This window comes from Amycolatopsis mediterranei (assembly GCF_026017845.1).
Lineage (GTDB): Bacteria > Actinomycetota > Actinomycetes > Mycobacteriales > Pseudonocardiaceae > Amycolatopsis > Amycolatopsis mediterranei.
In genome coordinates, this window is the sequence record NZ_CP100416.1 from 6,430,543 (window position 1) to 6,443,880 (window position 13,338).

10 protein-coding genes and 1 pseudogene are annotated in these 13,338 nt (G+C 70.7%); 8 read left to right on the forward strand and 3 right to left on the reverse strand.

Annotation, left to right across the window (positions count from 1 at the left end):
• The first annotated feature begins 670 nt into the window (after nt 1-670).
• Nucleotides 671-1,891 carry a DUF6271 family protein gene (locus ISP_RS28245; RefSeq protein ID WP_230468401.1) on the forward strand — a complete coding sequence of 407 codons (1,221 nt, stop codon included), beginning with the start codon at nt 671-673 and terminating at the stop codon, nt 1,889-1,891.
• Nucleotides 1,884-3,512, forward strand: a complete 1,629-nt coding sequence (locus tag ISP_RS28250) for a GNAT family N-acetyltransferase (protein WP_034285251.1) — start codon at nt 1,884-1,886, stop codon at nt 3,510-3,512. Before ISP_RS28245 ends, ISP_RS28250 begins: the two co-directional genes overlap by 8 nt.
• 206 nt (nt 3,513-3,718) lie before the next feature.
• On the opposite strand, the gene ISP_RS28255 is transcribed toward ISP_RS28250, so the two are convergent.
• Nucleotides 3,719-4,201, reverse strand: a complete 483-nt coding sequence (locus ISP_RS28255; RefSeq protein ID WP_013227353.1) for an SgcJ/EcaC family oxidoreductase — start codon at nt 4,199-4,201, stop codon at nt 3,719-3,721.
• 94 nt (nt 4,202-4,295) lie between these two features.
• Nucleotides 4,296-4,799, reverse strand: coding sequence for a pyridoxamine 5'-phosphate oxidase family protein (locus ISP_RS28260; RefSeq protein ID WP_013227354.1), 504 nt, complete (start codon nt 4,797-4,799; stop codon nt 4,296-4,298).
• 245 nt (nt 4,800-5,044) lie between these two features.
• Here ISP_RS28260 and ISP_RS28265 point away from each other — a divergent pair, with 245 nt between their 5' ends.
• Genes ISP_RS28265 through ISP_RS28280 form a run of 4 tightly spaced genes read left to right on the forward strand, consistent with a single transcriptional unit; the run spans nt 5,045 to nt 10,923 of the window.
• Nucleotides 5,045-5,959, forward strand: coding sequence for a glycosyltransferase (locus ISP_RS28265; RefSeq protein WP_013227355.1), 915 nt, complete (start codon nt 5,045-5,047; stop codon nt 5,957-5,959).
• Nucleotides 5,956-7,215 carry a glycosyltransferase gene (locus ISP_RS28270; protein WP_013227356.1) on the forward strand — a complete coding sequence of 420 codons (1,260 nt, stop codon included), beginning with the start codon at nt 5,956-5,958 and terminating at the stop codon, nt 7,213-7,215. The genes ISP_RS28265 and ISP_RS28270 overlap by 4 nt, the downstream gene beginning before the upstream one ends.
• Nucleotides 7,216-7,234: 19 nt before the next feature.
• Nucleotides 7,235-9,136, forward strand: a complete 1,902-nt coding sequence (locus ISP_RS28275) for an ABC transporter ATP-binding protein (RefSeq protein WP_013227357.1) — start codon at nt 7,235-7,237, stop codon at nt 9,134-9,136.
• A complete protein-coding gene (locus ISP_RS28280; protein ID WP_013227358.1) occupies nt 9,133-10,923 on the forward strand; it encodes an ABC transporter ATP-binding protein in 1,791 nt (596 codons plus the stop codon). Before ISP_RS28275 ends, ISP_RS28280 begins: the two co-directional genes overlap by 4 nt.
• A 204-nt stretch (nt 10,924-11,127) precedes the next feature.
• Here ISP_RS28280 and ISP_RS28285 read toward each other — a convergent pair.
• Nucleotides 11,128-11,388, reverse strand: a pseudogene (locus tag ISP_RS28285) (DUF899 family protein); the annotation flags it as partial.
• 153 nt (nt 11,389-11,541) lie between these two features.
• On the opposite strand from ISP_RS28285, the gene ISP_RS28290 reads away from it, so the two are divergent.
• Nucleotides 11,542-12,303, forward strand: a complete 762-nt coding sequence (locus ISP_RS28290; RefSeq protein ID WP_013227359.1) for a DUF2306 domain-containing protein — start codon at nt 11,542-11,544, stop codon at nt 12,301-12,303.
• A 201-nt stretch (nt 12,304-12,504) separates the two neighbouring features.
• On the forward strand, nt 12,505-13,296 hold the full coding sequence (locus tag ISP_RS28295; protein WP_013227360.1) for an SAM-dependent methyltransferase: 792 nt from the start codon (nt 12,505-12,507) through the stop codon (nt 13,294-13,296).
• Nucleotides 13,297-13,338 lie beyond the last annotated feature (42 nt).

The following is a 13,338-nucleotide window of genomic DNA, read 5'->3' on the forward strand; positions in this document are numbered from 1 at the left end:
AGAAGTTCGTCAGTCGCCCCGCACCAGCGCGACCACGACCACCGCACCGGCCACCACGTTCCCGGCCAGGGCGGCCGCCGAGGGCGGCGTCTCCCCCGCGTGGCGCAGCAGCCACGGCGAGAGCGCCGAGCACCGGCACCACCCAGCCGAGCAGGCGCATCCGTCGCGCGGGCGATCGCCAGTGCGATCAGGCCCAGGCCGACGGGGGTGTCGCCTCCTCGATCGCCGGCGGGGTCACGCCGCACGGCGGACGCGCACGACGCCGGCACGCCGGCGGTCCCGATCCAGGTGGGCGCGCTCGCTCGATGCTTCGGCGAACCGGTGCGGCGCAAGCACGGCAGAAGTAGGTTTTGCCCGCACAGGCGACGCCGAGCCGGTGAGCGCCGCGAACGCCGTTCCCGGGCGCAGCCGGAGCGAACGACGAGGCTCCGGCGGCCTTTCCGATCGTCCTCAGTGGACCGTCGCGATGGTGACCGAGACCACACGCGCGAGACCGTCCGCCGCACCAATGAAGAGCCGGGCACCTTGATCACTGCCTACGATCGATGGTGAACCAGCAACGTAGCGCGGAGAAGTGTTCGTCACCGGTTCACCCACCGCGGACAGTCGCTGCCGGACCGGCCCGGCCCGGACCGGGTCACGCGGAGTTACCCTCAGGAAAGAGATGGCCATGCAACGCATCTGCCTGACCGTGCCGACGAACCGCGAGTGCACCGCCACCCTCGCGGAGGTCGTCGCGGAGGCGGCCTACGCCGAGGCGACCTTTCCCTCCGTCGAGGTTCACCTGCTGGTGCTGGACTCCTCGGCCCACTTCGAGGCACACGCCCGCGTGCTCGGCACGGCGCGGAACGTCCGGCACCTCGACGAGGAAGCGCAGCGGGATTTCCTGCGCCGCGTGATCAGCCGGTCCGGCGTCACCAAACCGGATTTCGTCCTGGATCTCCTCCTCCCGGCCGCGCTTTCGTACGGCGCGTGCACGAACCGGGCGTTCCTGATCGCGGCCGCGCTGGGGTGCGATTCCGTGCACCGCCGTGACTCGGACCTCCACTACCAGACATTCGAGGGCCGGACGGTGTTCCCGATCCACGCCGAGCTGCTGTCGATCGGCAAGCCCGCGCACCGAGCCGTGACGGTGGAGGACCGGCTGGACCCCGCGCTGCGGGACCGGACGGTGGCGCTGGTGGGGGCTTCGTTCGTCGGCGAGATGTCCGTCGACCTCCACGAGGTGCGTGCTCACCCGGCCTACCACGACCTGGTGAGCCTCTGGGCCGCTCCGGGTGCCACCGAGGAGGAAAAACGGGAACTGGTCGAGGAGTCGTTCACCGGGTGGGCGGCCTTCGACGGCGACCGGTCCGTGCTCGACGTCGTCGACCCGATGCGGGTGGACATGCACAACATCAGCTTCCACGGACTGCACGAACGGCTGCCGCTGCCGCCCGCCACGGACACCATCGGCAGCGACTACTTCCTCATCCACGTCGCGAACAAGGCCCGGCTGCCCGCCGTCGTACACAACCGCCACATCGTCAACTTCCACACGGCGGAACGGAAGACCGACGCGGGTTTCCTCGCCTACCAGGTGCGGTTCGCCAAGTTCGTGCTGTCGATGTACTACTTCCACTTCATCTACCAGCGGATGGACTCCGACGACCCGGCCGAGATCGCCGCGATCGTGCGGGAGAGCACCTGGCAGGGACGCGACGAGACGCGGATCGACCAGCTGGAGCGGGCGTACCGGGGGCTGGGCGGCAGGTTCACCGGCGTCGCCGGCCACATCCGGGACCACCGCGACAGGCTGCTCGAGGAGAGCCGCCGTGACATCGACGACTATGCGGTGCTGATCGACGCGTGGGCAGCACTGATCGAGGCCGCCCGTGCCACCGATGTCTGAACCCGCCCACGTGCGGGCCGCACTGACCAGAGCCACGCACGACCAGCTCGTCTACGACCTGACCGGCATCGAGCGGCAATACCACGCGCTGCTCGACGAACTGCCGGACGTTTCGGTTCGCTTCGCCGTGAAGGCGTGCCCGCACCCTGCGGTGCTCGCCTGCCTCGCCAGGGTGGGCGCGGGCTTCGACGCGGCGAGTCCCGGCGAGATCGAGCTGACGCTGCGCAACGGGGCGCTTCCGGACGACGTCCACTACGGCAACACCGTGAAGTCCGACGCCGACATCGCCGCCGCGCACTCGCTCGGCATCACCACCTTCGCGACCGACTGCGTCCAGGACGTGCGGGCGATCGCCCGGCACGCCCCCGGCGCTCACGTGTTCTGCCGGGTCACCACGACCGGCGACGGCGCGCTGTGGCCCCTGACCGGCAAGTGCGGCAGCGACGACGCCGTCGGCGTGCTGACCGAAGCACGGCGCCTCGGGCTGGTCCCGGCCGGGCTGTCGATCCACGTCGGCTCGCAGCAGATGACGGCCTCGGCGTGGCGGCAGGCGCTGGACACCCTGGTCGCCCTCGTGACCTCGCTGGCGGCACAGGGCATCCAGCTGGGCCACGTGAACCTCGGCGGCGGGCTCCCCGCGCACGGCTACCTCAGCAAGGACGGTGTCCCGCTGGTGCCGCCGACCGGAGAGATCTTCACCGCCATCAGGGAAGGCATGGGCCGGCTGCGCGAAGCGGGCGGCCGGCTGCGCTTCCTGGTCGAACCGGGGCGGCACCTCGTCGCCGACCACGGGACGATCCGCGCGCACGTCGCCCGGCTCACCTCCCGCGGCCGGCGGTGGCTCTACCTCAGCTGCGGCAAGTTCAACGGCCTCTACGAGACCGATCAGGTGCGCTACCGCCTGACGTTCCCCGGGCAGGCCGGCGGGGCCGAGGTGCCCGCCATGGTCGCGGGCCCGACCTGCGACAGCGACGACAGCTTCGGCGGCGGCCCCGTCGTGGTGCCCGCGGACCTGGCCTCCGGCGATCCGGTGTGGATCCACTCCACCGGTGCCTACGCCATCGGCTACACCACTGTGGGGTTCAACGGGTTCCGGCCCCTGCCGGTCTTGGCCGTGCGCACGGAGAAGATCCGGCCGATCGACGCGGGCGACTGGACCACCATCGCCGAACTGGAAGCGGCGGAGTACGCACCGCGGGGGTTGTCGGAGAGCCGTGCCGTCCTGGAATCCCGCTGGGCCAAGGAAACCTCCTTCGTGCTGGACCGGGGCGAACGGCTGGGCGGCTACGTGCTCGCCCTGCCCTACCCGCCGTACCGCGTCCCCGATCCCGGCCTGCCCGAGACCACCGCCTTCCACTCGGCGAACCTGCACCTGCACGACATCGTTGTCAGCGCCGAACTGCGGGGGCGTGGCTGGGGAGCGCGGATGCTGCGGCACGTGACCGAGGCCGCCCAGTCCCTCCGCTACACGCGGATCTCCCTGGTCGCCGTCGACGGCGCCACCGGATTCTGGTCGGCACAGGGGTTCCACGCGCATCCCGAGGTGGCGCTGCCCGCCGGCTACGGACCGGGTGCCGTCTACATGTCCCGCCCGGTCACCGGCGAAAGCGCTGCCCCGTGACCCGGCTCCCCGGAGCGGACGACGCAGCGCCGATGCGGGTACTGCGGGGGTGTTCTTCCGCGGGGAAAGGGCATCCGTCACCGGCGCGAGCCGGGCCGGCAGCGAAAGAAGTTTCGCCGCCTTCGGGAGCGTAGGCACGAAGAGGACTTCGGAGCGGCCGGATACCGGCAACTTCGGTCGTGCTCCCGGAAGCCGGCCGGCCCGCGTCAGCTGTGGATCGGGCTCTGGTGGAACGAAAGGAGTTCCAGCCGGCCCGGTGCGACGCGATGGATCACCCAGGTGGCGTAGAACAGGCGCTCCGGTGCGGCTTTCTGCTCGCCCGGCAGGAGAACGCCCGCCTCTTCGGTCAGCAGAGCGACGTCGTCGGTGAGGAAGCTGAGCCGCAGCGATCGTCCGGCGACGTCGTTGTCCTTGAACGGACCGGCGAAGGCGGCCTTCATGTAGGCCCGGATTTCTTCCCGGTTCTTGAGCTCGTCGTCGTATTGGACGAGACTGCCGTTTTCGGCGAAGACGTCGGCGAACGCGTCCGCGTCCTTTCGGGTCACCGCGTCCTGCAGGCGCATGGGCACGGTGAGCGCGGCGCGCTCGTCGTCACCCGTGAACCTGCCGTAGAAGGCCGTAACGGCTTCGACGCCGGCCTCCGCGAGCATCGCAGCCGCGTCACCCCAGGAAGTCTTCGGTCTCGCCATGTTCTCCTCCAGCGCTCAGCAGACGGGTGATCAGTCCACTGTCTGCCCGGCTCGCCGCGCAGACACCTTCGAGGATGCCGGGTCCGTGCCGGAGTCAGCCGAAACGCCACCGGGTCGGCGCGGGGCCTTCGGTCGTCGGAAAGACGAACGCGGTGACCGGCGTGACGGTGTAGGCGGCGAACGGCGGTGCCCCGGCTGTCGGTGCGGCGTACTCGGCGTCGAGCGCTCCGTCGCGTTCCACCACCGGCCAGCCGTACTTGTCCCGGAAGGCATCGGCGATCCGCCGGAGCGCGGCAACGTCCGTCACCCGCTCGGCCGGCCCCTCGACGACGACGTCGAATCGGGGACAGGAGGTGCCGATGGCAGCGGCCGAGCCGCCGTCCACGTTCTTCGCCTTGCGGGCCGACGGGTTCGAGCAGACGTGCAGCGCGTCGTCGAGCCAGGCGCAGAGCAGCGGCCGGAGGTGGGGCAGGCCGTCCGGCCGCACCGTCGCCAGCCAGAACGACTTCGCCTGGGTCAAGCCGTCACGGACGGCGGCCCAGTCCAGCACCGTGCCTTCGCCGGTCATCCGTTCGGCAGTGGGCAGCCGGGCGGTCATCCGACCTCCTCGTGGTCGTTTCCCTGCGGCCGGGTGCTCGGGCACCGGCGCCCGGCGCACCGGCCCCGGAGTCTACAACGGACACCGCGGAGCCGGCGCCGGGCGCGCGAGAAAAGCACGGCGAAAGATGCGGCGGTCCGGCGGGGGCCTCCAAGCTGCTCGTAACGTCGGTGCGTGCGACTTCCCTGCCAGGGTGCCGCCCCGGCGTGTCAACCAGCCATCGAAGCGGTGGGCGAGGAGACGAGATGGGTGGCAAAGTGAAGTGCAGCGTCGTCGTTCCCACGTACAACCGGGTGGAACTGCTCCGGCACACCCTCGATTCGCTGACCCGGCAGGACCTCCGGGAAGACGAGTTCGAAGTGCTCGTCGTCGACGACGGGTCCAGTGACTCGACCGCGGAACTCGTTCCGCAGTACGAAGACCGCATCAACATCCGGTACTTCTTCCAGGAGGACCTGGGCTGGCGCGTGGCCAAGGCCCGCAATGTCGGCATCACCCACGCCAACGGCGACGTCTGCGTGTTCGTCGATTCCGGGGTGCTGCTGCACTCCGGTGCTCTCCGGGCGCACGTCGAAGCCCACGCCGGTGAGAACCCCGTCGCGGTGTGCGGGTACGTCTACTGCTTCAACATCGACAACGAAGACGCCGAGCTGATCAACGCCGAAGTCGACTTCGACAACCCGTCCGCGACGATCGACAAGCTCCGGCGCGAGCGGCGCTGGCTCGACGTGCGGGAGGAGTTCTACCGCCGGCACACCGACGACTTCGGCGACCTGCCCGCGCCCTGGCTGGCCTACTGGACGTGCAACGCTTCGGCGCGCACCGCCCAGCTGCGCGCGGTCGGCATGTTCGACGAGGCGTTCCGCAGCTGGGGCTCGGAGGACGTCGACCTCGCCTACCGGCTGCACCGCGACGGCGCCCGGATCGTCCTCGCCCGTGACGCGGCCGCGATCCACGCGCCGCACCACAAGAGCTTCGAAGAGAACATGCGCGACGCCATGGTCAACCAGCGGTACATGGCAGCCAAGTACGACACGCCGCTGATCCGGATGCTCGCCGAGGACCCGCCGGTGATGTTCTTCGACTTCAACGAGGTCGCGATCGCCCGGGGCCTGCCGACCTGTGCCGAGTACCGCGCCGGGCAGGAGCTGGCCGGATGAGCGCCGCGCACGGCGGGAGACCCGCGGCGCCGCCCCGGCTCTCCGTGGTCATCCCGACCTACAACCGCTGCGGGCTGCTGGCGAAGCTGCTCGGCCAGCTCGCCGCGCAGCGGCTGCCCCGCGACGAGTTCGAGGTCATCGTCTGCGACGACGGCTCGTCCGACGCCACGGCGGAAACCGTCGAATCCTTCGCGGGACAGCTCCACCTCAAATACCACTTCCAGGAAGACCTGGGCTTCCGCGCGGGGGTCGCGCGCAACGCCGGCGCCAAGCTGGCGGCCGCGCCGATCCTGGTCTTCATCGACACCGGGGCGATGATCGGGCCCGGTTTCCTCGAACACCACCTGGCCGCGCACGACGACGAGCCGTGCGCGGTCGTCGGCTACGCCTACGGCTACAACCCCGAAGACCCGATGCCCGGGCTCGCCGACATGCTCGAGTCCGCAACGCCCGAGCAGGTGATTCTGGCCCTCCGCGACGAACCCGCGTTCCGGGACGTTCGGCACGACGCGCTCGCGCAGTGCGGCTTCGACCTGAACCGCCGGGCGGTGCCGTGGTCGTTCTTCTGGACCAGCAACTGCTCCATGCGCGTGGCCGACTTCTGGGGGATCGGCGGCTTCGACGAGCTGTACCACGGCTGGGGCGTCGAGGACCTCGAGTTCGCCTTCCGGATCTTCAAGCGTGGCCTGCCCTTCCGGTTCCTGCGCGACGCGTGGCACATCGAGTGGCCTCACGAGCGTGACATCGAGGGCAACTGGCAGAGCTTCCAGCACAACATGGACCTGTTCCTCGACCGGTACCGGGAACCCGTCGTCGAGATCGGCCGGACGCTGGTGCACAAGCTGGAGCTGTGGACCTGGGACGACGACTACCGGCACCTGTGCGATCTCCGCGACGGCATCGCCGAACCCGGTGCCGGGGCCGAGCTGCGCGACCTCGCCGGCCGGCTCGGGCCCGACGAGCAGGTGGCCGTCTTCGGTGCCGGCGACGACATCCCGGACGAGCTGGCCACGGCCGTGCTCTTCGAGTTCGACCGGGCCGTGCTCGACCGGGCCCTGGCGGACGGCACGCACCGCGGTCACCACGCCATCGGCCTGCGGACCCCGCTCGACGACGGGTCGGTGGACCGCGTGCTGCTCACCTCCCGGCTCGCCGGGTTGTGGACCCGCTGGGGTGCCGACCTGCTCGCCGAAGCCCGCCGCATCGGCAGGCGGGCGCCGTTGTTCGACGAGTCGGTTCTCGGGGACCGGCCGTGACACCTCCGGAGGGAGTGTCGTGAAGGAATCGTCATCCCGCAACCGCCTGGTCGAGCTGGTGCTGGCCCGGTGGCACATCGTGCGGCTGCTGGTGCGCTCGGGCGGCCCGCTCGTTCCCCTGCTACTGGTGGTGAACCTCGTCCTCGGCGCGCTGCCGGTCGTCTTCGTCCTGATGACCAGCGTCGTACTGGGGCGGGTCCCCGCCGCCGTCGCGGGCGGCCCCGGTTCGGCGGCCTGGACCGAGCTGGCGACCGTGTTCGCCGCGGCCGCGGCCGCCTTCGTGGCCCAGCAGATCATCGCGCCGATCCAGAACTCCCTGGGCGAGTTCGTCGCCCGGCGGATCGACGGCCGGGTCTTCCGCGACCTGATGGCCACGTCACTGCGCAGTCCCGGAGTGGCCCCGCTCGAGGACCAGGACGTCCTCGACGACCTCGCCACGGCGGCACGCGACCTCGAGTTCGGGCCGCTGAGCCCGGGGCAGGCCGGCGCCGGACTCCTCGCGCTGGTCGCCCGGTACACCCAGCTCGCGGGTTACGCCGTCGTCGTCGGTGTGGTGTTCTCCTGGCTCGCGGCGGCCGGGCTCGTCGTGGTCGTCATGCTGTTCCGGTACGGGCAGCGCGGCGGGCTGCGCAAGTACGCCGAAGTGCGGATCGCGCTCGCCCGCGACGAGCGCAAGAGCGACTACCTGCGCCGGCTGGCCATCGAACCGGCCGCGGGCAAGGAGATCCGCGTCTTCGGGCTGGTGGACTGGCTCCGCGACGCGGTTCGCGAGGCGTTCCTCACCGTGATTCGTCCACTGTGGACGAAGAGGCGGAAGGTCTACCTGTGGCCCTTCGTGTTCTTCACCGGGTGCGCCCTCGCGGTCATCGGCACGACGTTCGCGGTGATCGGCGCGACCGCGCCGGAGGCACTGACGCTGACCGGGTTCGTGGTCGTCATGCAGGTGGTGCTGAGCGGGCTGCGGCTGGGCGAGTTCTACCCCGAAGCCGATCCGCAGACCGCGATCGGGATGATCGGGTACGACGCGGTGCGCCGGTACCGCTCGCGGATGGACAGCTACCTCGAGGAGAACCCCGCCGCGCTGCTCCCCGGCCGCCCGGGCGCGAAGCCGGGCCCCGTCCCGACGCCGGCATCGGTCATCCACTTCGACAACGTGGTGTTCCGCTACCCCGGGCGGGAACGCCCGGTGTTCGACGGTCTCGACCTGACGATCCCGGTGGGGCGCTGCACCGCCCTCGTCGGGGTCAACGGGGCCGGCAAGACCACGCTGGTGAAACTGCTGGCGCGGCTCTACGAACCGGAAAGCGGTGCCGTGCGCGTCGACGGCGTCGACATCCGGTCCTACCAGGTCGACGAGTGGCGGGCCAAGCTCGCCGTCATCTTCCAGGACTTCCTGCGGTACGAGTCCTCGGTCGCGGACAACATCGGCTTCGGGTCCCGGGACTTCCTCGACGACCGGGCCGGGATCCGCGCCGCCGCCGACGCCGTCGGGCTCGGCGAGTTCCTCGAGGCCCTCCCCCGTGGCCTGGACACCCCGCTGGCCCGCCAGCTCACCGGCGGCGCGGAACTCTCCGGTGGACAGTGGCAGCGCGTCGCACTGGCCCGGGCGCTCTTCGCGCTGCGTCACGGCTCTCCGGTCATCGTGCTCGACGAGCCGACCGCGAGCTTGGACGTACGGGCGGAGGCCGGGTTCTTCGACGAGTTCGCCGATCTCACCCACGGCGCGACGACCCTGCTGATCTCCCACCGGTTCTCGACCGTCCGGCACGCCGACCGGATCGTGGTGCTGGAGCACGGCAAGGTGACCGAGCAGGGCAGCCACGAAGAGCTGCTGGCTGCGAACGGCCGGTACGCGCACCTGTTCCGGCTCCAGGCCGACCAGTTCGTGGACACCGCCGACATCGAGGAGGTGCCGGCATGAGGGAAGTGCTGGCCGGTTCGTGGAAGCTGATCGCCACGGCGTGGCGGATCGACCGGCGGAAGACCATCGTTTCGGTGGCTCTGATGGTGGCCGGTGCCGTGGCGGCGCCGCTGGTCGCGTTGGCGCTGGGCCGGATGGCCGACGCCGTCGTCGGCGGCCGGTACGAGGCGGCCGCCTTCGCCGGCGTCGTCGTCGCGGTCCTCGCCCTGGCGGCGTTCACCTTCGCCCACTTCGCCCACATCGCGTACTTCGAACTGTCGGAGCTGGCCGAGCTGGACTTCGACGAGCAGCTCATCGTCCTGTCCAACGGCTCACCCGGGATCGAGCACCACGAACAGGCCGCCCGCGCCGACACGATCACCGTTCTGCAGCAGGAAAGCCGTCAGCTGCGGGCGAGCCTCGAGGCACTGCTGCTGAGCGTCGGGCTCGTCCTCGCCGTCGTCGTCACCGGGGTCCTCCTGGCCACGACGAACCCCCTCCTGCTCCTGCTCCCGCTGGCCGCGATCCCGCCGCTGGTGGCAGGCAAGCGAGCCGAGCAGGTGCTCGACCGGTCGAAGACGGAGACCGCCGAGCCGACCCGGGTGGCGCTGAACCTCTTCCGGCTCAGCACGTCGGCCCGCGCGGCCGGCGAACTGCGCGTCTTCCGCCTGGGACGGGAGGTCCTCGGTAGGCACGAGCAGCTGTGGGACACCGCGACCCGGGGGCTGCGCCGGGCCCACCTCGTGGCCACCGGGATCCGGGCGGCGGGCCAGGTCGTCTTCGCGGTCGCTTACGTCGGCGCGGTGCTGCTCGTGCTCCGCGACGCCATCGCCGGCCGCCGCAGTGTCGGCGACGTGGTGCTCGTGCTCACGCTCGCCGTCCAGGTCAGCCAGCAGGTGACGCTCGCCGTCACCCTGCTGCAGACCCTGCAGCGGTCGGCAGGGGCCTACCGGCGCCTGGACGAGCTGCGCGACGCCGTGACCGAGGCGCACACCGGCACCGATTCCGCGGAACTCCCCCCGCCCGGCCGGCTGAACGCCGGGATCAGTTTCGAGGACGTCGCGTTCACCTACCCGGGCACCGACACGCCGGTGCTCGAAAACCTGCAGCTCACCCTGCCCGCCGGCGCGACGGTCGCCGTGGTCGGCGAGAACGGCGCGGGCAAGAGCACGCTCGTCAAGCTGCTCTGCGGGTTCTACCGCCCGTCCGCCGGCCGGGTCCTGGTCGACGGCACAGACCTGCGCCGGCTGTCCATCACGGAGTGGCGCAGCCGGATCACCGCCGCTTTCCAGGACTTCGTGCGGTACGAGTTCTCCGCCCGGACCGCGGTCGGCGTCGGCGACCTGCCGCGGGTGTCCTCGGACCTCGCCGTCCGGGCGGCCATCGACCGGGCCGACGCGACCGGGGTGCTCCGCGAGCTGCCGGACGGACTGGACACCCAGCTCGGCACGAGTTTCGCCGACGGCACGGAACTGTCCGGCGGACAGTGGCAGAAGCTGGCGCTCGGCCGGTCGATGATGCGGCAGGATCCGCTCCTGTTCGTGCTCGACGAGCCGACGTCGGCCCTGGATCCGGAGGCAGAGCACGCGCTGTTCGAGCGGTACGCGGCGGAAGGGCGCCGGCTCGGCGCGGAAACCGGGGCGATCAGCGTGTTCGTCTCACACCGCTTCTCGACGGTCCGCCACGCGGACGTGATCGTCGTGATCCAGAACGGCCGGGTCGCGGAGATCGGCGACCACGCGACGCTGACGAAGTCGGGCGGTCTGTACGCGGATCTCTACTCCCTCCAGGCACGCGCCTACAGCTGATCCGCCCGGCCGGGGAGGTGTACCCGATCCCCGGCCGGCGGAAGGGCACTGGCGTCCACGGGCCTGCTGAGCAACCGGACGAGCAGTCCGGCCTGGTGCGCTCGCCCTCTTCCGCCCGGCCAAGAAGGCGGGACCGGCCCGGCGGGTTCCGGACGCGGAAAGCGTGCCCGAACCGGCGCTCGACTCGAGCCTCCCGAAGCCGTCCGCCGCCAGGCAGCGCCCGGTGCACCGGTGGGGATCCCCCGGCGTCAGCATGAAGTGGTACCCGATCAGCTGCCTCCGGCCGTCGAAGAGCTCGAGCAGCGACTTCTCCCCGTCCGCGCCGGTGAAGGTGTAGTTCTTCGCCGGCCGCACCATCGGCAGTTCCCGCCGCTCGGCGTTCAGCTGGTCTCGCAGTTTGGTGAATTTCTTCTCCTTGGACTTCGCATCCTGGGAGAAGGTCCCCCGCGGCGGCGGATCCATCATGGAGAAGTCGTGCCCGGAGTGCGGACGTCCACCGGGCGCAGCCGTCGTTCACCCGGCCGGGCCACGGAATCGCTCACCCGGCCTCATACCGGCGCGCGCCCCGGGAACGGGCCGGCACCGGCTCGCACGCTGCCAGAAGAGAAGAGGCTCACCGTGACCGATCAACTGGACCGTCTCGACGCACCGCCGGGTGGCGAGCCGAACCCGGCTGCGACCACCGAAATCCGGAAGCCCTGGTGGCGTCGGCTGGGCATTTTCCCGCCTGCCCTTCTGTCACTGGTGTTCTTCAGCTACGCGTTGCCGCCCTACCTCGGCCTCGACCCGAGCAAGGCCCGGATCGCGAACCTGCGCCAGGACATCTGGTGGCACTACCCGGCGCTGGTGCTGCACATCGCCTGCGGGACGATCGCCTTCACCTCCGTCGTGCTGCAGCTGTCGCCGTGGATCATCCGCAAGCACCCCAAGCTGCACCGCGTCTCGGGCCGGGTCTACATCTACGCCGGCGTGGTGCCCGGCGGGGTGCTGGCCCTGCTCATCACCCCGTTCGCCGGCGGCCCGGTCGGCGACGCGATGGAAGGCGGGCTCTGGCTGATCTTCACGTTCGTGGCCCTGCGCGCGGTGCGCAGGCGCCAGTTCGCCAAGCACCGCCGCTTCATGATCTACAGCTACGCGTTGTGCGCCCAGATCATCTGGGGCCGGATCCTGATCATCGGCCTGCTGATCTTCTTCCCCGAGGTGATCCAGCACAGCTTCGGGCTGGTGCTCGAGACGGCCAGCTGGATCGGCACGTTCATCAACCTGGCGATCGCCCAGTGGTGGCTGGAACGCACCGCGAAAAAGGGCTATGTCCTGCCGCGCCCGGAGAAGCCCACCCGGCTGACCACCGCGGCCGGCGGACCCCTTCCCCATGTCTGACACGTACGACCACGTCATCGTCGGCACCGGCTCGCCGGGGTGTGTTCACGCTCCCACGCCGTTCGGCACCCACGACGAGCCGGACCGGAACCGCCGGCGGATCTCCCTGCCCCGCGGCCGGGTGCTCCGCGGAACAAGCCTGCTCACCAGCCGCGCCGGAGTCCCATCGCGGGCTGAGCCCACCGAGACCAAGGACACGTCATGGCGATCGACGAAGCGAACCCGGCGGAGAAGCCCTCGCCGGCCCGGATGTACGACTACTTCCTGCACGGCGACAACAACTTCGCCGTCGACCGCGCCGCCGGCGACGCGGTCATCGGCCAGGTCGGCGAGCTGCTGACCAAGGACGTGGTCTGGGAGAACCGGAACTTCCTCGGGCGGGTCGTGCAGCACCTCGCGGCCGAGCACGGGATCCGGCAGTACATCGACATCGGCGCGGGCCTGCCCAGCCAGGAGAACACCCACCAGGTCGCGCGCCGGTCGGTGCCGGACGCGCGGGTGGTCTACGTCGACAACGACCCGGTGGTCGCCACGCAGGGCGCCACCCTGCTGAGCGACGAGGAGAAGCGGATCACGAGCCTCCTCACCGCCGATCTGCGCGACCCCGCGTCCATCCTGGAGCACCCGGGCCTCACCGGGCTGATCGACTTCGACGAGCCGGTCGCGCTGCTGTGCGTCGCGGTCTTCCACTTCATCACCGACGACGACGACCCGGACGGCATCCTGCGCGCGTTCCGCGACCGGATGGTGCCCGGCTCCTACCTGGCGCTGTCGCACCTCAACGCCGACGAGGCGCCGGACGAAGAACGCGCCAAGATGGAGGCCATCTACCGGAACGCGACGTCCCCGATGGTGTTCCGCTCCTTCGGCGAGATCGAGAAGCTGTTCACGGGCTTCGAACTGGAGTCACCCGGCCTGGTCCCCACCGGTCTGTGGCACCGCTCCGGCGACACCAACCGCCGGATGTACGGCGCGCTCGGCCGTCGGAACTGACCGGCCGGCTCCCGTCGGGCCCGCGAATTCGAGGAGATGAGG